This window comes from Thioclava marina (assembly GCF_002020135.1).
Lineage (GTDB): Bacteria > Pseudomonadota > Alphaproteobacteria > Rhodobacterales > Rhodobacteraceae > Thioclava > Thioclava marina.
This window is the reverse complement of the sequence record NZ_MPZS01000003.1, coordinates 103,114-127,634: the sequence shown is the minus strand read 5'-3', so window position 1 is coordinate 127,634 and position 24,521 is coordinate 103,114. Positions and strand designations below refer to the sequence as shown.

23 protein-coding genes are annotated in these 24,521 nt (G+C 64.5%); 14 read left to right on the top strand and 9 right to left on the bottom strand.

Annotated elements, in window-relative coordinates:
- Positions 1 to 61 precede the first annotated feature (61 nt).
- Entirely contained in the window at positions 62 to 2,107 is a 2,046-nt protein-coding gene (locus BMG00_RS14900) for a DEAD/DEAH box helicase (protein ID WP_078574901.1), read from the bottom strand.
- Positions 2,108 to 2,247: 140 nt separating this feature from the next.
- Complete coding sequence (locus BMG00_RS14895; RefSeq protein WP_078574900.1) at positions 2,248 to 2,976, bottom strand: YoaK family protein; 729 nt, start codon at positions 2,974 to 2,976, stop codon at positions 2,248 to 2,250.
- Between the two features lie 649 nt (positions 2,977 to 3,625).
- Between BMG00_RS14895 and BMG00_RS14890 the strand changes: the two genes are divergently transcribed.
- From BMG00_RS14890 to BMG00_RS14850, 9 genes are all read left to right on the top strand, one after another.
- Positions 3,626 to 4,786: a transporter substrate-binding domain-containing protein gene (locus tag BMG00_RS14890; RefSeq protein ID WP_078530079.1), complete on the top strand. Its 1,161-nt coding sequence runs from the start codon at positions 3,626 to 3,628 to the stop codon at positions 4,784 to 4,786.
- Complete coding sequence (locus BMG00_RS14885) at positions 4,783 to 5,439, top strand: ANTAR domain-containing response regulator (RefSeq protein WP_078530080.1); 657 nt, start codon at positions 4,783 to 4,785, stop codon at positions 5,437 to 5,439. The genes BMG00_RS14890 and BMG00_RS14885 overlap by 4 nt, the downstream gene beginning before the upstream one ends.
- 40 nt (positions 5,440 to 5,479) lie before the next feature.
- The gene (locus BMG00_RS14880; protein ID WP_078530081.1) at positions 5,480 to 6,715 is read left to right on the top strand and encodes an urea ABC transporter substrate-binding protein; all 1,236 of its coding nucleotides are present in this window, start codon (positions 5,480 to 5,482) and stop codon (positions 6,713 to 6,715) included.
- An 89-nt stretch (positions 6,716 to 6,804) separates the two neighbouring features.
- Positions 6,805 to 7,677 (top strand): ABC transporter permease subunit, encoded by an 873-nt coding sequence (locus tag BMG00_RS14875; RefSeq protein ID WP_038079768.1) that lies wholly within the window; start codon positions 6,805 to 6,807, stop codon positions 7,675 to 7,677.
- Between the two features lies 1 nt (position 7,678).
- Positions 7,679 to 8,749: an ABC transporter permease subunit gene (locus BMG00_RS14870; protein WP_078574899.1), complete on the top strand. Its 1,071-nt coding sequence runs from the start codon at positions 7,679 to 7,681 to the stop codon at positions 8,747 to 8,749.
- A complete protein-coding gene (locus BMG00_RS14865) occupies positions 8,749 to 9,465 on the top strand; it encodes an ABC transporter ATP-binding protein (RefSeq protein WP_078530084.1) in 717 nt (238 codons plus the stop codon). The genes BMG00_RS14870 and BMG00_RS14865 overlap by 1 nt, the downstream gene beginning before the upstream one ends.
- Entirely contained in the window at positions 9,458 to 10,171 is a 714-nt protein-coding gene (locus BMG00_RS14860; RefSeq protein ID WP_078530085.1) for an ABC transporter ATP-binding protein, read from the top strand. The genes BMG00_RS14865 and BMG00_RS14860 overlap by 8 nt, the downstream gene beginning before the upstream one ends.
- A gap of 45 nt (positions 10,172 to 10,216) precedes the next feature.
- Positions 10,217 to 11,215 carry an acetamidase/formamidase family protein gene (locus tag BMG00_RS14855; RefSeq protein WP_078574898.1) on the top strand — a complete coding sequence of 333 codons (999 nt, stop codon included), beginning with the start codon at positions 10,217 to 10,219 and terminating at the stop codon, positions 11,213 to 11,215.
- A gap of 220 nt (positions 11,216 to 11,435) precedes the next feature.
- Entirely contained in the window at positions 11,436 to 12,974 is a 1,539-nt protein-coding gene (locus BMG00_RS14850) for an amidase (protein WP_078574897.1), read from the top strand.
- Between the two features lie 307 nt (positions 12,975 to 13,281).
- Here BMG00_RS14850 and BMG00_RS14845 read toward each other — a convergent pair whose 3' ends face one another.
- From BMG00_RS14845 to BMG00_RS14835, 3 genes are read right to left on the bottom strand one after another with little or no spacing between them, the layout of a single operon-like run.
- Positions 13,282 to 14,460 carry a DegT/DnrJ/EryC1/StrS family aminotransferase gene (locus BMG00_RS14845; protein ID WP_078574896.1) on the bottom strand — a complete coding sequence of 393 codons (1,179 nt, stop codon included), beginning with the start codon at positions 14,458 to 14,460 and terminating at the stop codon, positions 13,282 to 13,284.
- Between the two features lie 3 nt (positions 14,461 to 14,463).
- The gene (locus BMG00_RS14840) at positions 14,464 to 15,684 is read right to left on the bottom strand and encodes a TCR/Tet family MFS transporter (RefSeq protein WP_078530089.1); all 1,221 of its coding nucleotides are present in this window, start codon (positions 15,682 to 15,684) and stop codon (positions 14,464 to 14,466) included.
- Between the two features lie 50 nt (positions 15,685 to 15,734).
- The gene (locus BMG00_RS14835; RefSeq protein ID WP_078574895.1) at positions 15,735 to 16,412 is read right to left on the bottom strand and encodes an HAD-IA family hydrolase; all 678 of its coding nucleotides are present in this window, start codon (positions 16,410 to 16,412) and stop codon (positions 15,735 to 15,737) included.
- A 110-nt stretch (positions 16,413 to 16,522) separates the two neighbouring features.
- Between BMG00_RS14835 and glmU the strand changes: the two genes are divergently transcribed.
- From glmU to BMG00_RS14820, 3 genes are read left to right on the top strand one after another with little or no spacing between them, the layout of a single operon-like run.
- The gene (gene glmU / locus BMG00_RS14830; RefSeq protein WP_078530091.1) at positions 16,523 to 17,869 is read left to right on the top strand and encodes a bifunctional UDP-N-acetylglucosamine diphosphorylase/glucosamine-1-phosphate N-acetyltransferase GlmU; all 1,347 of its coding nucleotides are present in this window, start codon (positions 16,523 to 16,525) and stop codon (positions 17,867 to 17,869) included.
- A gap of 3 nt (positions 17,870 to 17,872) precedes the next feature.
- Positions 17,873 to 19,687 carry a glutamine--fructose-6-phosphate transaminase (isomerizing) gene (glmS, locus tag BMG00_RS14825; protein WP_078530092.1) on the top strand — a complete coding sequence of 605 codons (1,815 nt, stop codon included), beginning with the start codon at positions 17,873 to 17,875 and terminating at the stop codon, positions 19,685 to 19,687.
- A complete protein-coding gene (locus BMG00_RS14820; RefSeq protein WP_078574894.1) occupies positions 19,684 to 20,535 on the top strand; it encodes a DNA alkylation repair protein in 852 nt (283 codons plus the stop codon). Before glmS ends, BMG00_RS14820 begins: the two co-directional genes overlap by 4 nt.
- On the opposite strand, the gene BMG00_RS14815 is transcribed toward BMG00_RS14820, so the two are convergent.
- The 3 genes from BMG00_RS14815 to BMG00_RS14805 form a co-directional block, all read right to left on the bottom strand.
- A complete protein-coding gene (locus BMG00_RS14815) occupies positions 20,536 to 21,219 on the bottom strand; it encodes a D-lyxose/D-mannose family sugar isomerase (RefSeq protein WP_078574893.1) in 684 nt (227 codons plus the stop codon). It abuts the gene before it with no gap.
- A gap of 25 nt (positions 21,220 to 21,244) precedes the next feature.
- Positions 21,245 to 22,018 carry a gamma-glutamyl-gamma-aminobutyrate hydrolase family protein gene (locus BMG00_RS14810; RefSeq protein ID WP_078574892.1) on the bottom strand — a complete coding sequence of 258 codons (774 nt, stop codon included), beginning with the start codon at positions 22,016 to 22,018 and terminating at the stop codon, positions 21,245 to 21,247.
- 102 nt (positions 22,019 to 22,120) lie between these two features.
- Positions 22,121 to 23,182, bottom strand: a complete 1,062-nt coding sequence (locus tag BMG00_RS14805; RefSeq protein ID WP_078574891.1) for a Hint domain-containing protein — start codon at positions 23,180 to 23,182, stop codon at positions 22,121 to 22,123.
- A 214-nt stretch (positions 23,183 to 23,396) separates the two neighbouring features.
- Here BMG00_RS14805 and BMG00_RS14800 point away from each other — a divergent pair, with 214 nt between their 5' ends.
- Positions 23,397 to 23,642, top strand: a complete 246-nt coding sequence (locus BMG00_RS14800) for a hypothetical protein (protein WP_078530097.1) — start codon at positions 23,397 to 23,399, stop codon at positions 23,640 to 23,642.
- A gap of 3 nt (positions 23,643 to 23,645) precedes the next feature.
- A complete protein-coding gene (locus BMG00_RS14795; protein ID WP_078574890.1) occupies positions 23,646 to 23,987 on the top strand; it encodes a hypothetical protein in 342 nt (113 codons plus the stop codon).
- Positions 23,988 to 24,047: 60 nt separating this feature from the next.
- Here the strand turns inward: BMG00_RS14795 and cynS are convergent, their stop codons facing one another.
- Positions 24,048 to 24,512, bottom strand: a complete 465-nt coding sequence (gene cynS / locus BMG00_RS14790) for a cyanase (RefSeq protein WP_078530099.1) — start codon at positions 24,510 to 24,512, stop codon at positions 24,048 to 24,050.
- Between the last annotated feature and the right edge of the window lie 9 nt (positions 24,513 to 24,521).

The following is a 24,521-nucleotide window of genomic DNA, read 5'->3' as shown; positions in this document are numbered from 1 at the left end:
CTTGGCAAAAAAGAAAAACGCCCCCGGCAAGGAGGGCGTTTTCGTCAGCTGTTTAGAGAGGTCAGCGCTTCGGTCGGCGCGGCGCGTCATTGCCGCTGGCGCGCGGCTTGCGCGAGGGTTTTGCACCGCCCTTGAAGGGTTTTCCGTCCCCGGCAGCGCCGGGCTTGCCCTTCTTGAACGGTTTTCCACCTTTTCCGCCCGCCGGCTTGCGCGGCGCGTATTTCGCCCCCTTGCCCGAGGGCGCGGGCTTGCGCGCGGGTTCGCCATCGAACTCGGGCAGGTCGAGCGCCTCGGTCTCGGGGGCCCATTTTGCCTTGCGCTTGCCCTCTGCCTTCGGAGCCGCCTTGGCGAATTTCGACGGCTTGCCCCCCTCTTCCCTCGGCTCCCAGGATTTCGGACGCTCCGGCGCGGGCTTGGGTTTGCGCTCGGGCTTGGGGGCGTCGTCGAACTTGCGCGCGGGACGGTCCGGGCGCGGCTTCTTGCCCTCGAAGCGCGGCTTGCCGCCTTCGGGGCGCGGGGAGCGGCCACGTTGGAAATTCGGCGGACCGTCAAGCGGACGCACCGAGATCTCCTCGGTCAGCGCTCCCTCGGCGTCGAGTGCGCCCAGGAACTGCTCGGCGCTCGACTCCGCGATTTCCACGAAGGTCTCGCTCTGCTGAATGCGGATCGCGCCGATCGCGTTGCGCTCGAGATCGGCCGCGCGACGCAAAACCGGCAACAGCCAGCGCGGCTCGGCCCGGTCATCGCGCCCTACCGAAAGCGCGAACCAGCGGCTCGGCCCGAAATCACGCTCTTCGCGGGCGGGTTTCGTCTCCGGCGGCAGAAGATCCTCGGGGGCGGCATGGCGCGACTGGTGCAGGCGCAGGAAAGCCGCCGCGACCACCTCGGGGCTGCGCTGCGCGAGCAGGCGCTCGGCGAAAGCGGTCTCTTCCTCGGTCAGCGGCGCCTCCCAGGACGGATCGGACATCAGCCGTTCCTCGTCGCGGCGCAGGATCTCGTCAGCCGAGGGCGCGAACCCCCATTCCGCATCGATCTTCGCCCATTTCAGCAAGCGCTCGGCGCGCTTGACCATCTTCGGCGGCACGATGAGCGCCGAGATCCCCTTGCGCCCGGCCCGGCCCGTGCGGCCCGAACGGTGCAGGAGCGTCTCGGTATTGGTCGGCAGATCGGCATGGATCACGAGGCTGAGCTTGGGCAGGTCGATCCCGCGCGCGGCCACATCGGTCGCCACGCAAACCCGCGCCCGCCCGTCGCGCATCGCTTGCAGCGCATGGCTGCGTTCGGCCTGGCTCAGTTCACCCGAAAGGCTCACCGTCGCGAGGCCGCGATTGCCAAGCCGCGTCGTGAGATGCGTCACCGCTGCACGGGTATTGGCGAAGACGATTGCGCTTTCGTCAGCGTGATAGCGCAGCAGGTTGAAGATCGCGTGCTCGCTGTCGGAGGCCGCAACGCGCAGCGCCTGATAGGAGATGTCGGCATGCTGCTCGGCCGCGCCGATCGTGTTGATCCGCTGTGCGTCCCGCTGGAACTGCTCGGCCAGCCGCGCGATCATCGGCGAGACGGTGGCCGAGAACAGCAGCGTCCGGCGCTCTTGCGGGGCCGCACCGAGAATGAATTCCAGATCCTCGCGGAAGCCGAGATCGAGCATCTCGTCGGCCTCGTCGAGCACCACCGCGCGCACATCGCCCAGATCGAGCGAGCCGCGCTCGATATGGTCGCGCAAACGACCGGGCGTGCCGACCACGACATGGGCGCCGCGATCAAGCGCGCGCCGTTCCTGCCGGATATCCATGCCGCCCACGCAGGAGGCCACGACCGCGCCGGTCTTGGCGTAAAGCCAGCTCAGTTCGCGCATGACCTGGAAGGCCAGTTCGCGCGTCGGCGCCACGACCAGCGCCAGCGGGACCGCGGGCGGGCCGAATTTCTCCGCCTCGCCCAGCAGCGTCGGCGCGATCGCAAGCCCGAACCCCACCGTCTTGCCCGACCCCGTCTGCGCCGAGACCAGCAGGTCCGACCCTGCAAGCTCGGGGGCGATCACCGCCTCCTGCACCGGGGTGAGTGTGTCGTAACCGCGCTCGGCGAGCGCTTCGGAAAGGGGAGAGATCATATGAGGAGAAGTCCAGTCGAGTGCGGCGAGCCGTGCCGCGCAGGGTCGCAGGGCGCGACGGAAAGCGCGTCCATAGCGGGTCTTTTTGCGAATGTATACTTTATTCTTTGCAAGCGGCCCATAATCGGCGGTGCATTGCGTTACCCGCGCCCATTCTCGCCGGAGCGATAGGCCTTGCGCAATTCGGGCAGCGCGATCAGCATCAGCAGCGCCGCGATGATCACGAAGACCATCGGCCCGATCTGCTCGTAGCCCCAAACCCCCGAAATCCCGCCGCCGAAGAACGCAAACAACGTCGCGAGATGCAGAACCAGCCTTGCGAGCAGCACGTCGCGCCGCGCCGGATCGAGCGCCGCCCGCCCGCGCGAGAGTTCCGCCAGCTCCAGGCCGAGATCGGTCGCGATCCCCGAGACATGGCTGGTGCGCACCTTCGCGTCGGAGATTTTCGTGGTCGCGGCGTTCTGCAGCCCCATCAGCATGCTCAGACCCACCATCATCAACTGCCCGCCCGCCTGCGCCGACCAGGTCACGTCCAGCAGCGCAAGCCCCACCAGAAGACCCGCCTCCAACAGGATGGAGAAAGCATAGATCCCGCGCAGATTGCGCCGTTCGCCGGCGGCGATCAGCAGCCCGGAGACAAAGGCTCCGAACACGAAGGCCGCCAGCAACATCAAAAGCCAGAATGCGCCCGCGAACCGTCCAAGCGCGAGCATATCCGAGGCCGTCGAGACATTGCCCGTCATATTGGCCGAGAAATAGCCCAAGGCGCGGAACCCGGCGGCATTGACGGCACCGGCAACCAGCGACAACCAGATCGCCAGCCGGAGATCGACCGCGATCGTGCGCGCCTGTCCAACCTGTATCAGCACCGGGCCTGCCTCCTCATCTCGCCTGATCTAGCGAAGGCACCGCCGGAAAATCAAGCATCTAGGGCAGTACAGCATATTCGCGTAATCTCTCGCGAGCGTTTTGCGGGTCGTGGCCTGCGCCCATCGAGAGGCGTCGCGACCGCGCATAGTGGGGCGCAGTACGGCGATGGCACGACGCGCACGCCCGAGGGGCCCTTGCGATCCTTCTGATGACATGGCGCCGCTCGATCGGAGCTGGCGCATCCGAACATGCGTCGAGGCCTCCCCTTTCAGCGACTCACGAACAAAGATGCCCGCGCCCCGGCAGATGCCTCTCGCGCGTGACAGTCCCACTCTCTCTGGATCAGCCCCAGCACCTGCAAAGAGATCCGGGCGGCACCCGAATCCGCCCTTTGCGTCCGAGTTGCGCTCAATTTTCAAGCAACGGGTTTCGCAGCGGGCTTCAATAGCAAGCAAATTCCAACTGAAGAATTGAAGGAGAGAAGCGATGATGCGCGCCTATTGACAGCTTTGTGATCCTTACCTAGCGTTCACTTAAGCGCAGAGCAAATGTGCTCGCTACGGCGCGTTGAAATCTCAAGATATGTCGGCATTACCGCCCCAAAAGCAGATTCTGCTTCTGGGGTTTCTTGCCGTTGGAAGAAGCCAGATGACACGTATCGAACTACCGATCGGCCTGCTTTTCTCGACCACCGGTTCTTATGGCCGGGTGGCGCATACGCAGCTCAACGGTGCGCAGCTTGCCTGTGACGAGATCAACGCGGACCCGACGGCTGCGGTCACCTTCCGCCCCGTCCACATCGACCCCGCGAGCGAGCTGCACAAATACGCACCCGCCGTTCAGAGCATGTTCGATCAGGGCATTCGCCATGTCTGCGGATGCTACACCTCGTCGAGCCGCAAGGACGTGATCCCGCTCTTCGAGAAGCATGACGCGCTCCTGTGGTATCCGACGCATTACGAAGGTTTCGAGAGCTCAACCAACGTCATCTATACCGGCGCGGCACCGAACCATCACATGTCGCCTTTGATCGACTTTCTGTGCGCCCGTTTCGGCCGCCGCGCCTATTGCATCGGCTCGAATTACATCTGGGGCTGGGAAAGCAACCGGGTGATGCGCGAGGAGCTGCAAAGGCGTCGCGGCGAAGTGCTGGCCGAGCGTTACCTGCCCGTTGGCGAGACCGAAATGGGCGCCATCATCGAGGAAATCCTCGAGACCGAGCCCGACTTCGTGTTCAACGCGCTGATTGGCGAGTCTTCCTACGCGTTCTTCCGGGCCTTCCGGGAGACCTGCGAAGCGCGCGGGATCAAGCAGACCACACGCTTCCCGATCGCGAGCTGCAACCTGTCGGAGCCCGAACTCCGCGCGATCGGCCCCGTCGGGTCCGACGGGCAGATAAGCTCCAGCGTCTATTTCTCGTCCCTCGCAGGCGAGCGCAACAAGCGCTTCGTCGAGGCCTATGGCAAGGCCTTCCCCGAGGGGCCTGTCGCCTCGGCCGAAGCGGAGGCCGCCTACATCGCCATTCATATGCTTGCCAAATCCGTCTCGGATGCTGGCACGGCGGAGGTGGGGCCGGTTCTCAAGGCGGCTGCGGGACAGGTTTTCGATGCGCCGCAGGGACGGGTCACGATCGACCCCGACACTTATCACGCCTCGCTCACCCCTCGCATCGGGTTGTCGCGCAACGATTTCGAGTTCGACATCCTGATCGAGGCCCCCGAGCCGATCGCGGCGGATCCTTACCTCGTGACATCCACGACGGCCTTCGAGCCCGCACAGCGACGCAAGTATGTGAGGGTGGTTTCATGAAGGCACCCCGTATCGCGCAAAACTTCAGAGGTCGCAGGGCGGTGATCTTCACGACGGAAGGCCAGTCACTGGGCATTCTAGAGGCGACGCTGCGCCGGCTTGGACTGGAGCCGGACGCCCGGCCCGTCCCACTGCGTCAGGACTTCGAATTGCCGGACAATCTGGCACCGGACACCGACTTGGTGATCATCGACGGCGATCTGAATTTGCCGCTCGCATGGCCCGGCAGCTACAACGTGTCGAGCCTGCACGCGCCCTGCCCGACGGTCGGACTGGTCGGCACGGAAGCGCCGAGCCGGCTCAAGGCGATGCTCCAACTCGGGGCCGCGTCCTTCCTGCAAAAACCGATCCATAGCGGGGCCGTCTACTCCGCCCTTTATCTGGGCGTGAATGCGTTCGAGCATGTCGACGGGCTGAGAGTGAGCCTCGACGATATGGGCGAACGCCGCCGCAAGAGGATTTACGTGATCAAGGCCGTCGCAGCGCTGATGCGCCAGCGCGGACTTAACGAAGATGCCGCATACGACCTTCTGCGAAAGGACAGCATGCGCGCGCGCGTCAGCGTCGAGGACCATTGCGAGTCCCTGATGCTGGCAAACCCGGACAGCGATCTCGATCGCGGTGAAACGAAGAAGAGGTGTCAGGCGCACTAGCCGAAAAGGGCACCCGGAAAACCTCAACAAGGAGTTGAAAATGACCAGGAAACTGATCAGCACCGCTTCGGTGCTCGCTACCCTATTGTCTTTTGCCGGGCCGATGGCGGCTCAGGCAGCGGACCCGATCAAGATCGGCGTGCTTGAAGACCAGTCGGGAGACTTTGCGCTCGCGACCATCGGCAAGGTCCACGGCATCCAGCTGGCCACCAAGGAGATCAACGACGCGGGCGGCATCGCCGGTCGTCCGATCGAGCTGGTGATCTACGACACGCAGTCGGACAATACCCGCTATCAGGAATTCATGCGCCGCGTGCTGCAGCGCGACAAGGTGGACGTGGTCTTCGCGGGCTTCTCCTCGGCCTCGCGCGAAGCCTACCGCCCGATCGTGAATCAGTTCGACGGGCTGGCCTTCTACAACAACCAGTATGAAGGCGGCGTCTGCGACGCGAACATGATCGTCACCGGCGCGGTGCCCGAGCAGCAGTTCTCGACGCTGATCCCCTACATGATGGAAAAGTACGGCAAGAACGTCTACACCATCGCCGCGGACTACAACTTCGGCCAGATCTCGGCCGAATGGGTGCGCAACATCGTCAAGGAAAACGGTGGCACCATGGTGGGCGAGGAGTTCATCCCGCTCGGCGTGTCGCAATTCTCGCAGACGATCCAGAACATCCAGGGCGCCAAGCCTGATTTCGTCGTGACCCTCCTCGTGGGCACCGCGCAGTCGTCCTATTACGAGCAGGCCGGGTCGGCGAACCTCGATCTGCCGATGGCTTCCTCGGTCAATGTCGGTCAGGGCTACGAGCACAAGCGCTTCACGCCCCCGAGCCTGAAGGACATGTATGCGACGGTGAACTATGTCGAGGAGATCGACACGCCGGAAAGCAAGGCCTTCGTAGAGAAGTTCCACGCGATGTTCCCCGACGAGCCCTATATCAACCAGGAAGCCGAGAACTCCTACGCTGCAGTCTATCTCTACAAGGAGATGGTCGAGAAAGCGGGTGGGTCGACCGCTCTGGCCGATGTGCGCGCCACGCTCGCCGATGGCAACCTGTGCTACGACGCGCCCGAAGGTAAGATGTGCATCGACCCGAAGAGCCAGCACACCTCGCACACGATCTATCTCGCTCATGTCAACGCCGATCACTCGATCGAATTCCCGAAAACCTGGGATGACATCAAGCCCTACTGGCTGGGCGATGTCGGCTGCGACCTGACCAAGAGCGACCCGAGCGACCAATATACCCCGTCGCACCTGCCGTCGAACTGATCCGACGCCTGCGGATGCGGGGCCTCGGGGCTCCGCATCTCTCCTTCCCCGGATTTTCCCGAACGCTGGCCACCAAGAAAGGACGGTCGATGGAGTTCCTCTACTCTCTTTTCAGCTTCTTCTATCAGTTTGGAGACGCCTTCGCCTTCCTCGTGCTCAGCGCCTGCGGCCTCGCGGTGATCTTCGGCATGATGGGTGTGATCAACCTCGCGCATGGCGAATTCATCCTCTGCGGCGCCTATGTCTCGACGAGCGCGACCCATATGGGCGTGCCCCTGCCGATCGCTATCGCATTGGGTTCCCTTGCCGCTGGCATCGCCGGAATGATCGTCGAGGTCGTGGTGATCCGTCCGCTCTACAAACGCCCGCTCGATACGATCGTGGCGACCTGGGGCATTTCGATGATCGTCACCCAGGGCACGCTGATCGTGCTGGGCACGACGATGGCCGGCAGCGGCACGCCTTTCGGCAGCTTCTCGGTCGGCGATTATTCCTATTCGATTTACCGCATCGTGCTGATGGTGATGGCGCTCGTGACCCTCGCCGCGCTGTGGCTGATGTTCACCAAGACCCGCTTCGGCATCCTCGCCCGCGCCACGATCCAGGTGCCGCATGTGGCCGAGGCCCTCGGGGTCAACACGAACCTGATCTACAGCCTGACCTTCGGTCTGGGTGCGGCGCTTGCTGGCCTCGCCGGTGGGCTTTACGCGCCGACGATGACGCTCGTGCCGACGATGGGCGCGGCCTTCATGGTAGAGGCGTTCGTGACCGTCGTCGTGGGTGGCGCGGATATCTTCCTCGGAACGGCGCCCGCCGCGGTCGTGCTTGGCTTCATCAAGGCCTCGCTGACCTCCTGGCAGGGCCAGCTTGCCGGTCAGATCGGCATGCTCATCGCCGTCATCATCGTGATCCGCATCCTGCCGCGCGGCATCAGCGGCAAGATCCTGAAAGAAAGGGCCTGACGTGAGCAGCGCATCCCGTTTCACTTCCTTCCTGAAGCTCATCGAGGGGCCGCAAACCCTCGGCAAGGGACCGAAATTCTGGTCTGGCTTCGGCGTCGTCCTGCTGGCCGCCTGCGCCTATCCGTTCTTCGCCGACAGCTACGACGTGGGCAACAATGTCTACTTCTTCAACTGGCTCTTCATGGCGATGGGGCTGAGCCTGATCTGGGGCTATGGCGGGGCGCTGAGCTTCGGCCAGACCGCCTTCTTCGGGGTCGCGGGCTATGCCTACGGGGTCCTGACGATCAACCTCGGAGACGCCTATGGGCTGACGCTGATCTCGCTCGTTCTCGCCGTGGGCATCAGCGCGCTCTTCGCGACGATCCTTGGCTATTTCCTGTTCTTCGGCCGGATCAGCGGCGTATTCCTTGGCATCGTGACGCTCTCGGTGACGCTGGTGCTCGAACGCTTCATGGCGCAGACGGCGGGGCCGGAATGGGCGATCGGCAAGGCGCGGCTCAACGGGTTCAACGGCATGGGGGCGATGCCCTCGCTGACGATCCCGTGGCCGGGCGGCAATATCGTCCTCTACCCGGACGTGACCCTCTATTACGTCACGCTGGTGCTGCTGCTGGTCTGCTATCTCGGGCTGCGCATCCTCGTGAATTCGCGCTTCGGCAATGTCATCGTGGCGATCCGCGAGAACCCGATGCGCGCCGAGATGCTGGGCTATGACGTGCGCAAGTATCAGCTCGCAACCTTCGTGATCGGCTCCGCGCTCGCGGGTCTCTCGGGGGTGCTCTACACCTCCTGGGGCAACTACATCACGCCCGCATCGATGGGGATGACGGCGGCCTCGCTGCCGATCGTCTGGGTCGCGGTCGGCGGCCGTTCGGACCTCACCACAACGCTGGTCGGCACACTCGCCGTCCTCATCGTGTTCCAGTCGCTCACGATCTACGGCAGCCAATACGCGCTGATCGTGATGGGGACGCTCTTGGTGATCACCGTTCTGATCGCCCCGCGTGGCATCGTGATCGCGCTGCTCTCGCCCTTCATGCGCCGGAAATCCAAACTGGAAGGAGAGCGGTGATGGCCATTCTCGAAACACGCCAGCTCAACAAGCATTTCGGCGGGCTTCACGTCACGGGCAATGTCGATTTCGCGCTCCAGCCCGGAGAAATGCACTGCCTGATCGGTCCCAACGGCGCCGGCAAGAGCACCTTCTTCAAGCTGATCCTGGGCGAGCACCTGCCCGATAGCGGCGAGATTCTCTATGACGGCGAGGAGATCACCCGCGCGAAGCCCTTCGAGCGCATCCGCAAGGGGATCAGCGTGAAGTTCCAGGTGCCCGGCATCTTCAAGGAACTGAGTGTCCAGCAGAACCTGACGATCGCGCTTCAGCACCATGTCGCGCCCGAGATCCTGCAAGAGGAGATCGACCGGCTGCTGGAGTTCCTTAAACTCTCGCAGGACCGCAAGCAGCTCGCGGGAAATCTCAGCCACGGTCAGAAACAGTGGCTCGAGATCGGCATGGCGGTGGCACTGAAGCCGCGCCTCTTGCTGCTGGACGAACCGACCGCCGGGATGACCCCTGACGAGACATTCGCCACCGGCGAGATGCTTCAGGAGCTCAACCGCGAGGGCATGACCTTGCTGGCCGTCGAACACGACATGGCCTTCGTGCGCCAGATCGCCCACCAGGTTACCGTGCTCCATTTCGGCAAGATTTTCGCGCAGGGCACCATCGACGAGATCACTGCCGATGAACGTGTCGCCGCCATCTATCTGGGAGAAGTTGATGCGTAAGGAAGTCCTTCTCGACGTGATCGCGCTCAATGCGGGCTATGGCGGCAAGCCGGTTCTGCAAGGCGTCGATTTTCAGGTCCGCGAGGGCGAGATCGTCGCCGTGATCGGGCGCAACGGGGTCGGCAAATCGACCCTGATGAAGACGCTGATCGGGCTGTTGCCGACCGACAGGGGTTCGATCAACCTGCGCGGTGCCTCTATCGACCTCGTCTCCGCACATAACCGGGCGCGCAAGGGCATCGGCTACGTGCCGCAGGGGCGCGATGTCTTCCCGCGTATGACCGTGCTCGAAAACCTGCTCGTCGGCGAAAGCATCGCGGGCAAGTCCACCCCCGGCAAGGTCGACGAGATCTACCGCTATTTCCCGATCCTCAAAGAACGCGCCGATCAGCGCGCGGGCACGATGTCGGGCGGTCAGCAACAGCAGCTCGCCATCGGGCGGGTGCTGATGGGCGACCCTTCGATGATCCTGCTCGACGAACCCTCCGAGGGGATCCAGCCGAACATCGTGCAGGACATCGCGCGCATCATGGTCGAGCTGAACCGCGAGACCGGCGTGACCGTCGTCTTCGTCGAGCAGAATGTCGATATGATCCGGGCAATGGCGCAGCGCTGCTACGTCATGGACAAGGGCCGCATCGTGGCCGAGCTCGACCGCGAGATGTTGCAGGATCGCGACACGATTCGACGATACCTGTCGGTCTGATCCGCCGAAACACTTTCCAGAAATTCAAAATGAAAGGAGCAACTTATGAGCTGGTTTGAAGAGTCCATCATGGCGCGCAAGGGCGTGGCGAAAGGTCAGGCCCTCGAGACGCGCACGATCACCGAGGAAGAACAGGGAAGCTATCCCTACATCTACACCGCCGGGATCGAGCCGGTCCTGACCGTCGATCCGGGCACCGTGGTCAGCGCCGAGACCCATGACGCTTTCGAGGGCGCGATCAAGTCGGAATCCGACAAGCCGACCGAGATCCTGAACTTCCCCTTCCTGAACCCGCAGAACGGCCCGATCTACGTCAACGGCGCCGAACCGGGCGACACGATCGCGGTCTATATCGAAAGCATCGTGCCGCGTGGTCCGCAGCCGCGGGGCACCACCGTGATCATGCCCGAATTCGGCGGGTTGGTTCCCACCTTCGAGACCGCGCTTCTGACCGCGCCGCTGCCCGAAGTGGTGCGCAAGCTCGACATCACCGTCGAGGAAGGCACGAAATGGAACGACAAGATCAGCCTACCCTACGAGCCCTTCATCGGCACGATCGGCACGGCTCCGATCGCCGAGGCGATCTCGTCGCTGGTGCCGGACTATTACGGCGGCAACATGGATCTGCCTGATGTCGCGCCCGGCGCGGTCGTCTACTTGCCGGTGCAAGCCGAGGGCGGCTACCTGTTCCTCGGGGATTGCCATGCCGCGCAGGGCGATGGTGAGCTTTGCGGCGTCGCGGTCGAGCATCCGACTGTCACCACCGTGCGCATCGACCTGATCAAGAACTGGACGATCCGCACGCCGCGCCTCGAGAACGAAGAGTTCTACATGACGGTCGGCTCGGCGCGTCCGATGGAAGATGCTGCGCGCGGTGCCTATCGCGAGCTGATCCGCTGGATGGCCGCCGATTTCGGCTTCGACGAGATCGACGCCTACATGCTGCTGACCCAGTGCGGCCGCGTGCGCCTCGGCAACATGGTCGACCCGAAATACACCGTCGGGGCCTCGGTCCTGAAGTCGATCGTCGGCATCGCCGAATGAGCTCGGGCCGCGTGCCGATCCCTTGTCGCGCGGCTCGCTCCCTTGTCGTCACTGCCTTTGAAGGCAGCTTCGCGGGCAGAGACGACCTTTTTCTTCCCGGCTTCGGTCCCTCATGTGGGCGCGGCTGCGCGCAACGGACCGAGCCTTGTCACCTAGGAGCCAGCCCGCACGGCTCGGGCGTTGGCGGCATCTTGCCCGCCAAACGGAAAAGGAGTCTCTCATGTCCACCCAAACGAACCCCGATCTGCCGGATCTCGGAACGCTCACCGTCACCACCGTCCGGGAGGGGCTGGCCTCGGGGCAGTTCACCGCAGAGGAGCTAACGCGGGCCTGCATCGACCAGGTCAAGGCGCTGAACGGAAAATACAACGCGATCATCTTCGAGAACGAAGCTGCGCTCGACACCGCCCGCGAGATCGACCGCCGGCGCGCAGCGGGCGAGGCACTCGGCCCGCTGGCCGGGGTGCCGATCGTCGTGAAGGATCCGATGGACATGGCCGGCATCCCCACCACGGCGGGTTGGCGGCTGCTCTATTCGGGAGCGGGCGGGGTTGATCTGATGCCCGAGCGCGACAGCCCCGTGGTGGCGCGGATGCGCGCGGCCGATGCGGTCATCCTCGGCAAGACCAACGTGCCGATCCTGAGCTGGACGGGCACGCATGCCAATGACAGCTGGGCCGGCCCCACCATCAACCCCGCGATCGAGGACCGCGCGCCGGGCGGGTCGAGCGCGGGCACGGCGGCGGCGGTCGCCACCCATATGTGCGTCATGGGGCTTGCCGAGGAAACCGGCGGGTCGATCCAGAACCCGGCCTCGGCGCAGGGGCTCGTGGGCATCAAGCCGACGATCGGGCTGGTGCCGAATGCCGGGGTCGTGCCGCTCTCGAGCAATCGCGATGTGGTCGGGCCGATTGCGCGCAACGTGACCGATGCGGCGCTTGGCCTCGATGTGCTGGCGGGCTTCACCACCGAAGATCCCAAGACGCTCGCCTGCGTCGACAAGATCCCCGACGGCGGCTACGCCTCGGGCCTGTCGAAGGACGCGCTGAAGGGCAAGCGGCTCGGCCTCTACGGGCCGGGATGGCGTAAGAACGAACTGTCCCCTGAGGCCAGCGATCTCTACGCCCGCACCATCGACGAGCTGGCCGATCTGGGCGCAGAGCTTATCCTCGACCCGTTCGCGGGCACGGATTTCGCGAGTTACCGCCAGATCACACCCGGCACGCCCTTCTTCGACGGTCGGGGACTGGAATCGATCCCCTATGACATGACGAAATATCTCGAACGGCTCGGCCCCGATGCCGCGATCAAGACCTGGGAGGAATTCGTCGAGGCCACGAAATACGAAAACGTGCTCGCGAAGGGGGCGATCCTTGGCTTCCTCAACGAGCTTCCCGATTTCGTCGAGGCCGTGAAATCTCCGGCGACGCCGCCCGCGCTGCCCGAGTTCACCGCGTTGAAGCGCGCCTACCTGCTCCTGATCGAGGACGTCTTTGCGCGTCACCAGCTCGACGCGCTCGTCTATCCGCAGATGCTGTGCGAACTACCGGGCCTTCACTCGGGCGACGCGATCCTCGAGACGACCGTCGGGGAGCTGAACATCGCGGGCATCCCGGGGATCACCGTTCCGGCGGGCTACTACGCCTCGGGCGCGCCGTTCGAGCTTATCTTCCTTGGCAAGCAATGGAGCGAACACCTCCTGATCCAATGCGCCTACGCCTATGAGCAAGGCACCTTGCACCGCAAACCCGCGATTTGAGCGGTGCGACGCAGCGCGGGTCCGAAATGGTGCAACCGCGTCCAGGGGCTCGCACAAATCCGCACTGGAAGCGTTGGAACAGGATAGGAGGCGTTGCACCCGATCACTGCCTGCGGCGCGAGCCGAACCGACAACCGACCGTTTTTTCCCAGGACCGCCTGTCAGACCGGGGGCGCTGCCCCCGTCTCCTTCGGAGACTCCCCGAGATATTTTCGTCAAGAAGAAGAGAAACCCCGCGCCGCTTCTTCTTGATCCAAATATCTCGGGGTGAATTTCCGAAGGAAAGAGGGGCAGCGCCCCTCCCCCCTCAGGCCAGAACTTCGGCGCGGATAATGCGCGCGATCTGGCCCGCATCCTCTTCGGTGAAAGTCAGCGGCAGGCGCAGATCGAGCAGGCTCGCCAGGATCGCATCGGTCTTGGGCAGGCTCTGCGCCTCGGCATAGCGCCAGCTGTCATGGCGCGAAGTGAAGCCTGCGGGCTCGGGCGCGCCGAACCATTTGAGCTCGACCCCACGCGCGGCGCAGCGCGCGACCAGATCGCGCATCGATGTCGCGTCTCGCCCCGGCAGACGAAACTGGAAGGACGATCCGACATAGGCCTCGGCCTGCGGGCGCGCGATGAGTGCAAGGCCGGGCGTGTCGGCAAGCCCCGCCTCCATCACGCGATAGAGGCTGTTCCAGCGCGCGACCCGGTCCGGCAGCGTCGGCAATTGCGGGCGCAGGATCGCGGCGCGCAGGTTGTCCATCCGGCCCGACACATTGGGGGTGTCGTATTTGAGGGCCTCGAATACGTCCGGGCCGGGAGCCGCGAGATGGCGCGGATACATCATGTAGCTTCCCGACAGCAGGATCATCTTAGCGGCCAACTCTGCATCATCGGTGACGATCAGCCCGCCCTCGCCGGAATTCATGTGCTTGTAGGTCTGGGTCGAATAGCATCCCACCACGCCATGGCGGCCAGAGGGAACACCGGCCCAATGAGCCCCCATCGTATGGGCGCAATCCTCGACCACCGTCAGATCATGGGCGCGCGCGATCTCCATCAGGCGATCCATATCGCAGATATGGCCGCGCATATGCGAGAGCAACAGCACCCGCGCCAACGGGGCCTTGGCCGCCAGATCCTCGAGATCGATGGCGAGGTTCTCGGTCGTCTCGACAAAAACGGGTTGAGCGCCGAGAGCGGCGATAGCGCCCGGCACGGGGGCGAGCGTGAAAGCGTTGGTCAGCACGCTCTCGCCCGGCCCGACGCCAAGCGCACGCAGGGCGCAGCCCAGCGCATAGCCGCCCGAGGCGACCGCGAGGCAATAGCGCGCGCCGGTGAAGGCGGCGAATTCCTGCTCGAGCAGCGCCGCCTCGCCCGCCTCGCCGGGGCCAGCGTTGTAGCGGTGCAGACGGCCCGAGCGCATGACCTCCACGGCCTTCGCGATCGCGTCTTCGGGGATCGGCTCCTGCTGGGTGAAATTGCCGGTGAAGATCTCGTCCATCGCTCACAGTTTCCTTGCGCGCCAGAACAGCGCCCACGCGCCCAGAAGAATGATGGCCGCAACATAGAAGGCCATGTCGGGCGTGCGCACCGGGGCGTTCTCGGCGAGGAATATCCCGAAGATCTGGGTGAAGAACAAGGTGCCCAGCAGCATAGCAAGGTTCATCACCGCCGAGATCCCGCCTTGCAGCGCGCCTTGTGCATCCTCGGGCACGGCATTCGACATCAGCGAGGAGATCATGGGCTGAACCAGCCCCTCGATCCCTGTCACCACGAGCACGATCAGCACCATCGCGAGACTGTTCGACAGGCCCAGTGCCACGGCCAGAACCGCGCCGAGCACAAGGCCGATCCCCGCCACGCGCGCTTCGCCCAAAATCCGTGCAAGCGGGCCCGCGAGCCCGCCCTGAAACAGCGCCGCGACGACGCCGTAGCCCGCCAGCGTCAGTCCGACCAGCCCCTCGGACCAGCCGAACTTCGCCATGCCCCAGAAGGGCCAGATCGCCGGATAGACAGCCGAGGCGAAGAGATAGACGCCAAGCGCCGCGCCCATCGGCAAGACGCCCGGATATTGGCGAAACACCGCGAGCGTGCCCAGCGGGTTGCAGGCGCGCCAGTTCACGGGGCGTCGCAGCGCGGGTGGCAGGCTCTCGGGCAGCACGAAGATGCCGTAGAGCAGGTTCAACCCCGACAGTGCCGCCGCCACGAGGAAGGGCACGCGCGGGCCAAGCTCGCCCAGAAAGCCGCCCAGGGCGGGGCCCGCGATGAACCCGAAGCCAAAGGCCGCCCCGATCAGGCCGAAAGCGCGGGCGCGCTCGGCCGGGGGAGTGACATCGGCGAGATAGGCGTTGGCGATCACGTAGGAAGCGCCGCAGACCCCGGCGATAATCCGCCCCACGAACAGCCAGAACACGGTCGGGGCGAACGCATGAAAGAGATAATCGACCCCCAGCCCCCCGATCGCGAGCAGCAGGAGCGGGCGCCGGCCGAAGCGATCCGAGAGGTTCCCCATAAGCGGCGCGAAGAGAAACTGCGCCAGAGAGAAGGCCGCGAACATCCAGCCGCCGATCCGGCTCGCCTGCGCGAGATCGAGATGGCCCACCTGCGCGATCAACGAGGGCAGCACCGGGATGATCAGCCCGAAGCCCACCATGTCGAGAAACACCGCGATCAGGACGAAAGCGGTGGCGTGACGCTTGGCGGGGGCGATCTGGGGACTGTGCATGGGATTTCGCGGAGGAGAGGCGCGCAGGCTGTGCCGCGCGCCCTGCCCTGTCAAGCGCTCCCGAGCATCTGCGCGGCCAGATCGGGCAGCGCGTCGAAATGATCGAGCAAGGCCTCGGGCGCGAGACGCTCGATGGCGCGCCCCTCGGGGCCGAACGTGACAAGGATGCACGGCACGCCCACCGCACGCGCGGTCTCGCGATCGGTATTGGTGTCGCCCACGAGAAGCGAGGCCGCCACAGTCCCGCCCGCCCGCTCGACCGCCGCATGATAGGGCTCGGGCGAGGGCTTGCGCAGCGGCAGCGTATCGGCGCCGATCAGCGCATCGAAGAGGTCGGAAATCGCGAATTTCGCCAGCAGATCGCGCGCCAGCCCCTCGGGTTTGTTGGTACAGATCGCGGTGGCGTAGCCTTGCGTGCGCAAGGTCTGCACCGCTGCGACCGCGCCGGGATAAAGCGTGGTGTAACGGTCGATATTCTCGCCGTAATAGGCCAGAAGCGGATAGTAATCGGCCTCGATCAGTTCCTCGCGCTCGGCCTCGGGCACGCCCAGCCGGTCATACCCTGCCGTCAGCATCGCGCGCCCGCCGTGAAAAGCGATCAGCGCATCGCTGGCCGGGTCGAGCTGAGCCGCATGGCCCCGCGCGGCAAAGCAGGCATTGGCCGCCGCGATCAGATCGCCCGACGTGTCGGCAAGCGTGCCATCGAGATCGAAAACCACCGTACGCATCGGCTCTCCTTTTGTCGCTCGTAACACCGCGAAAGGAAGCGTGAAGACACCCCACTTGCGGCAAAGTTGCCAATGCGTAAAACGGGGGCGAGCAGAAGAAAAGGTTTCTCATGGCCATTGCACTGATCACTCTCGCCGCGGGGCAAGGCACCCGCATGAACTCTGACCTGCCCAAGGTGCTCCATCAGGTCGGCCGCGCGCCGCTGGTGGCCCATGCGCTGGCCGCAGGCCGCGCGCTCGAACCCGAGACGGTGATCGTCGTGGCGGGCCATGGTGCGGATTTGGTGAAGAGGGCGGTGGGCAAGATCGACCCCGAGGCGGAAATCGTGTTGCAGGAAGAACAGCTCGGCACCGGCCATGCCGTAGCGCAGGCCCTGCCCAGGCTCGACGGGTTCGATGGACGCGTGATCGTGCTTTACGGCGACACGCCCTTCATCCGCCCCGAGACGCTGGAGCGTCTTGCAGCCTCCGATGCGGCGGTGACCGTGCTGGGCTTCGAGGCGGCCGATCCGGGGCGCTACGGACGGCTGGTCGCACGCGGCAACGCGCTGGACCGGATCGTCGAGTTCAAGGACGCGTCGGATGAAGAACGCGCAATAACGCTTTGCAATTCCGGCGTGATTGCCTGTGATGCCGTGCTGTTGACCGAACTGGTCGCGGGGCTGTCGAACGAGAATGCCGCCGGCGAATATTACCTCACCGACATCGTTGCCGCGGCGCGCGAGCGCGGCCTCACGGCCGAAGTCGTGACCTGCGACGAGGCGGAAACGCTCGGCATCAACACCCGCGCCGAGCTTGCCCGCGCCGAGGCGCTGTTCCAGGAACGGATGCGTGCCGAGGCGCAAGAAAACGGCGTGACGATGGTCGATCCTGCAACCGTCTGGTTTGCGCTCGACACCTATATCGGGCGCGACGTGGTGATCGGCCCGAACGTGGTCTTCGGCCCCGGCGTGACCATCGAATCCGGCGCCACCATCGAGGCATTCTGTCATCTCGAAGGCTGCCATATCTCGCGCGGGGCGACCGTCGGTCCCTTCGCCCGCCTGCGCCCCGGCGCGGAACTGGCGGAAGACGTGCATATCGGCAATTTCGTCGAGGTGAAGAATTCGATCCTCGCCGAAGGCGTGAAGGTCGGCCACCTGACCTATCTGGGCGATGCCGATATCGGCGAGCATACGAATATCGGAGCGGGCACGGTGACCTGCAATTACGACGGCGTGATGAAGCATCGCACCACGATTGGCGCGAACGCATTCATCGGCTCGGACACGATGCTCGTGGCTCCGGTGACGGTCGGCGACGGGGCGCTGACGGGCTCGGGCTCGGTGATCACGAAGGATGTGCCCGCCGAGGCCATCGCGATCGAACGCGCCGAGCAGGTGAACCGCCCCGGATTGGCGAAAAAGCTATTTGCGAAACTGTGCGCCGAGAAAGAACGGCGCCTGAAGAAAGCCTGATATATGTGCGGAATTATTGGTGTTTTGGGAAATCACGAGGTCTCACCGTTGCTGGTCGAGAGCCTCAAGAGGTTGGAGTATCGCGGCTATGACAGTGCCGGGATCGCGACGGTTAACAATGGGCATCTCGACCGCCGTCGCGCGGTCGGCAAGCTGGTGAACCTCTCGGACCTGCTGGTGCATGAGCCGCTCGCAGGCAAGTCGGGCATTGGCCATACCCGTTGGGCCACGCATGGCGCGGCGACGGCCGGAAATGCCCATCCGCATCGCTCCGGCCCGGTCGCGGTCGTCCATAACGGCATCATCGAGAACTTTCGCGAACTGCGCGCCGAGCTGGCCGAAGCCGGGATCAGTCCCGAAACGGAAACCGACACCGAAACCGTTGCCCTTCTCACCCGCATGTTCATGGATCGGGGCATGGGTCCGAAGGAGGCTGCGGTCGAGGCGCTCGGGCGGCTCGAGGGGGCTTTCGCTCTGCTATGGCTCTTCGATGGCGAGGACGACCTGATGATCGCCGCGCGCAAGGGCTCGCCCTTGGCGATCGGACATGGCGATGGCGAGATGTTCGTGGGCTCGGACGCGATTGCGCTGGCGCCGATGACCGACCGGATCACCTATCTCGAAGAGGGCGACTATGCCTTCGTCACTCGCGCAGGCGCGGAGATCTTCGACGCCTCGGGCCGCCGCGCGAACCGCGACGAGCAACGCATCGACCTCGGTCAGGCGCAGGTCGAGAAGGGCGGCTACAAGCATTTCATGGCCAAGGAGATCGCCGAGCAACCCGTCGTCCTGGCGGATGCTTTGCGACATTATCTGCCGAAATCGGGGCTGAACATGCCCGATGAATTGGACTTTTCCAACATCGACCGGATTATCCTGATCGCCTGTGGTACAGCGCATTACGCCTGCGCAGTGGCCAAATACTGGTTCGAGGAATTCGCCCGCATTCCCTGTGAAATCGACGTGGCCTCGGAATTCCGCTATCGCGAACCGCCTCTGTCAGCGCGCAGCCTCGCGATCTTCGTCAGCCAGTCGGGCGAGACGGCCGACACGCTGGCGGCGCTGCGCTACTGCGCCGAGAATGTCGCCAAGACGGTGGCCGTGGTGAACGTGCCCAGTTCCTCGATTGCGCGCGAGGCCGATATCGCGCTGCCGATCCTTGCAGGCATCGAGGTGGGGGTGGCCTCCACCAAGGCCTTCACCGCGCAGCTTCTGGTCCTTGCCGTGATGGCGCTGAAAGCCGGGCGCGACCGGGGGCAGATCGACGATGAAATCTTGAGCGCACATACCGAGGCGCTGCGCAGCCTTCCCGGCCTTCTGAACCAGGCGATGAGCCTTTCGGAGCCGATCGCGAAGCTCGCCGAGAGCCTCGCCGAGGCGCAGGACATCCTCTTCCTGGGGCGTGGGCCGATGTATCCTCTGGCCCTTGAAGGCGCGCTGAAACTCAAGGAAATCAGCTACATTCACGCCGAAGGCTACGCCTCGGGCGAACTCAAACACGGGCCGATTGCGCTGATCGACCGCTCGGTTCCGGTGATCGTGATGGCGCCGCATGACCGGCTCTTCGACAAGACCGTGTCGAACATGCAGGAGGTGATGGCGCGTCACGGGATGGTGCTGTTGGCTTCGGATGCAAAGGGACTTCAGATCGCCGGAGACGGCACTTGGGCGCAGATTCAACTGCCTGAAATCGCTGAACCTTTCGCGCCGATCCTTTATGCTGTCCCGGCGCAGCTTCTGGCCTATCACACGGCCGTCGCGAAGGGCACGGATGTGGATCAGCCGCGGAACCTCGCGAAATCGGTGACGGTCGAATGAGCCGGAAACGCGGCAAGAAGCGCATCGCCCGCCCGCGCGCAGAGGATTTCGCCCCGCTCGACCCCGTCGAAGACGCGCGCCTTCGCGCCGAGGCCGAGGCCTATGCAGCCTCGGAAGTGGATTACGAGAGTTTCGAGGAACCCGAAGAGGACGAAGCGCCGGTCGGCCCGCCGCCCACGCTTGAGGACGCACTCCATGCGCTCGAGGCTTGGGAGGATGCAGGGAAAGCCGCCGAGATGGCCGCCTATCACAAGGCGGAGCGGCGGTATCTGGGCGTGTCCGTTCCGGCGATTGACGACATGGTGTCGCTCTGGCGCGGACAACTGGACGTCGCGGGGCGCGTGGAATTGGCCCGCGCGCTTTGGGACACCGACATTCACGAGGCCCGTATCGCGGCGGCGAAGCTGCTGACGCAGGCCCGGCTGCGCCCCGATGAAGCGGCTTGGGACCTCATCGCAGGTTGGGTGCCGCAATTCGACGCCTGGGCGATTGCCGATCAGGTGGCCAAGGCGGGCTCGAAACGGCTGCAAGCCGAGCCTGCGCGGCTCGACGAGGTGGCGGACTGGGTGCGCTCGGATCACATGTGGACCCGGCGCGCCGCCTTCGTCTTCACCCTGCCCTGGACCAAGCAGCGCAACCCCAAGCCAGAGGATGAGGTCGTGCGGGACGAGGTTCTGGGCTGGGCTATGCAACTGGCCGATGACCGCGACTGGTTCATCCAGAAAGCGATCGGCTGGTGGCTGCGGGAGCTGGGAAAGAAAGACCCCGAGCGCGTGCGCGCCTGGCTCGCGGATCATGGCGAAAGGCTCAAGCCCTTCGCCCGCAAGGAAGCCGCCAAATACCTTTGATTACAGGAATTTGTCGTAATCGCTCACCAGCAGGTGGCGCGGCGCCTCGTCTTCCTCGATCTCCGAGAACCGCCCGATATCTTCGCGGAAGATATTGTCGGTCTTGTCGTCATTGACAGTCGAGACCTCGCCGATCAGCACATCGCCGCCCTCGCCCCAGAAGGCGTGCCAGTCGCCGGGGCGCAGCGTGACGCTTTCTCCGGGGCGCAGCATCAACACCTCGCCGGGTTCGAAGCGGCGCGGAACGCCGTCGCACATCACCTGCCCGCCGGCGCTCTCGCAGAAATTACCCTCCGCATCCGAGCCATAAAGCTCGATCGCGAGCATCGCCCCGCCCCGGTTGATGATGTCTTCGGCCTTGATGACATGGGTGTGCATCGGACTGATCTGATCGCGGCGCGAGATCAGCAGTTTCTCGGCATAGGCCATGCCGTGCCCTGCCTGAAGGTCGCGCAGATCGCCGTTGCGCAGCGTGAAGAGGAAGAGACCGAGCCTGTCGAAATCGCCCTGCCCGTAATCGGTGATATCCCAGCCCATCGCGGCCTCGACGATACGTTGGGCCTGCGGCAGGCGGGCCTTGAACTCGGCCGGGCTCCACCAGGCGAACGGCGGCAGACGAAAGCCGAACTCCTGGATCATCTCCTCGGCCTCGGCCATGATCTCATTGACGCGCGAGCGCTTCATTCTCTTCTCCCAGATAGGTTTGGTATCAGGCCACACAGGCCGCGGGACGTTCGCCGCAAGCCCAGGCGCGGACCGCATCACCGAAAGCCTCGAATAGCGGACGCGAAACCGGATCTTCCGCCGCCTGCCATTCGGGATGCCATTGCACCGACATCGTGAAACCCGGTGCGTCCTTGACGTAGATCGCCTCGGGAGTGCCATCCTCGGCGCGCCCTTCGATGACGATACGCGCCCCCGGCTGGCAGATCCCCTGCCCGTGCAGCGTGTTGGTGGTCACCTCATCCGCTCCGAGAAGCGTCGCGAAACGCCCTCCGGGGACGAGATGCACGATATGGCGATTGGTGAAAGCCTCCTCCAGCGTGCCTTCGGGGGGCATGCGGTGATTCATCCGGCCCGGAATTTCGCGGATCTCGGGATGGAGAGTGCCGCCCATCGCGACATTCACTTCCTGAAAGCCCCGGCAGATGCCGAAAAAGGGCTGGCCGGTCTCGACGCAGCGGCGCACCAGCGGCAGGGTGATCGCATCGCGGGCGCGATCGAAGGTGCCATGTTTCTCGGTGGGTTCCTCGCCATATTCGGCCGGATGCACATTGGGCCGTCCGCCGGTCAGCAGGAACCCGTCACAGACTTCGCAAAGCTCCTCGACCGAGACGTATTCGGGATCGGCTGGAATCAGCAGCGGGATGCAATCGGCCACCTTGCTCACGGCCTCGGAATTGATCTGCCCGCCCTCATGAACGGGATAGCGGTCATTCACGAGGCCACGATTGCCGATGATGCCGACGACGGGTCTGGTCATGGAGGTCTCCTTTGACCCAAGGCTAGGGCCCGCGGGCGCGAGAGAAAAGGCGCAAAATGCGCACGAAACTGTGCGTCAGGCGCGGAAACCGAGGTGCGGGGATCAGGCGGCGAGATCGTGGCGCAGGATCGCTGCCTCGGAGGCCTTGAGCGCGCGGCGCGCATAGGCGCCATAGCTCAGCGGGTTCTCCGACACATCGGGAAGGATCGCCATCAGCCCCGCCCGTTGCTCGGGCGCGATCATCTCGATTCGGGTCGAGGCGGGGTGGAAGCTCTCGGTCTCGACGCCGTTTGCCCAGAGCACTTCGTGGCGCTCGAACATCAAGTGGATGTAATGCAACTCGGGGATCGCCGCCTCGAAGCGGATCTGGCGGCCGTTCACCAGATCGCAGGCGCGCACCAGAACCTCTTCTTCAGCGAAAAGCGCGCGCGCGGCGGCCCCGCGCACCAGCATCCGATGCTGCGGCGAGACAATCAGGTCGCGATCTGGGCGCCCGATGCCGAAGGCGCCGGCACCGATCCGCACCGGGCGCAGATGCGGCATCGCATGCAGCCGCGCGCCCGAGATCCGGCGCTGCCCGATCCAGCAGATTGGCTGCGCACCATCGTCACGGGTCAACACCCTGTCGCCCTCGCGCAGCGCCTCCACGGGGCGACGTCCGCGATCGGTCTCGATCAGCGTTCCGGGCGTGAAACAGATCACCCCCGCCGGTCCCTTGCGCAGCTCTTTCGGGCGCAGGTCAAGCGCGCGATCGACGACCCAGAGGTCGGTTTGCGCGGGCGGCATACGGCCTGCGAACATCAGGATGCGGGTGCCGCTTTCTGGCAGCTCGATCAGAGTCACGAAATAGGCGCGATGGCCATCGGTGAGGGTAAAGCTCTGGTTGGGCGTGTGGTCCTCATCCTCGCGCGTGCCGATCCCGGGCTGGCCCACCGCCTCGCCCAGGAGCTTGCGAACGGCCCGCGCGGCCTTGGCGCGCAGTTCGGCCTCGCCACGGGCGTTGCGCAGGATCAGCCGGTCATTGGGGCCATCGACGCAGACCGCCTGCCCCGACCAACGCCAGCAAGCGCCGATGATGACGGTCTCTGTCGGCGGCTCCGGCGTGCCGTCGATCTCTGTTTGCGCCCACGAAATGACGAAGGTGCCCTGATACCCGGCCCTCATACCTGCTTTATCCTGCTCGTTTTTCGGGGTCGTGAGTTTGCCCCGTTCATTTTTTGCCATGGTATCACAAGGCTTTGCAGTCAGGGAAGCCCCCGCGTTTCCCCTGACGTCAAGCGGGCGCGGGCGCCGTTCACCGAAACTTGCATGCCCCCCGTCTTGCTTTGCCCATGCGCTCCGCCATCATGAGGCCAGTACCAGTCCGGAGTTTTTCGCGATGAAACACCTTGCCCTGATAGCGGCCCTTGGGGTCGCCGCCCTGCCGGCGCTTTCCCCTCAAAGCGTATTTGCCGGCCAACCGCTCTCGCAACTCGAGATCCAGCGCATCCATGAACTCGTCGGGGATGTGGACCTGTCGAACCTCTCGGCTCGCCAGATCGCGGTGATCAAATCCGTACTCGTTCAACGCACCGACGAGGCCGACAAGAAAGCCACGATCCTCGCCATTCTGAAGGAAAGGTAGACAATGTTTTTCAGCCGCACTCTGACCCGGCTCGGCCTCGCGATGGCGATGAGCGCTTTCGGCGCTTTGGCCGCATCGGCCGCGAGTGGCCCGTCACCGCAAGACATGATGCCCAATGGCGCGTCGAGCGCTGCCAAATCGGGGCCTGATCCGGCGTATTACATGCCCTCGGACCCGCATCTGAGCGCTTTCGACATCTCCCGCGCCACGCCCTTTGCAGGCGGCAAGCCGCTGGACGCGCTCGATTACGAGCAGGTCGCCGCGATCGAGAACGCACTGATCCATCCCTCGCTGGAAAAGACACGCGCGGCGCTCATCGCGCAGAGCCTGGCCAAGGGGATCTGACCGGGAAGACCCGATCTGGATAGCGGGCGCGCGCGGACGACTGCGCGCGCCCGCCTCGCCTCACCAGGCGTTGTATTGCAGGTATTTGCCCGACATCTCGACTTTCACGCGGTCGCCCTTGGGGTGCGACACGCGCGTCACGGACATGTCGAAATCGATGGCCGACATGATCCCGTCGCCGAACTCCTCGTGGATCAGCGCCTTGAGCGTCGGCCCATAGACGCCCACCACCTCGTAGAAGCGGTAGATGCAGGGATCGGTCGGCACGGTCTGGTCAAAGACCTTGGTGGGGCTTTCGGCAAGCACCTCGGCCGCCTCGCCCGGAAGGCCCAGCACCTCGCACAGCGCTTTCGCCTTTTCCGCCGGGAAGGCGTTCATGCCCATGCAAGCGGAATGGGTGAAGACCGGGGACATGCCGATCTTCTCGGCAATCTCGGCCCATTTCAGCCCGAGCTTCTTGCGGGCCGCGATGATCATCACGGTCACGTCTTCCTTGTCGAGAATATCGGGGATCATCATCGTCATCGTCTCTCT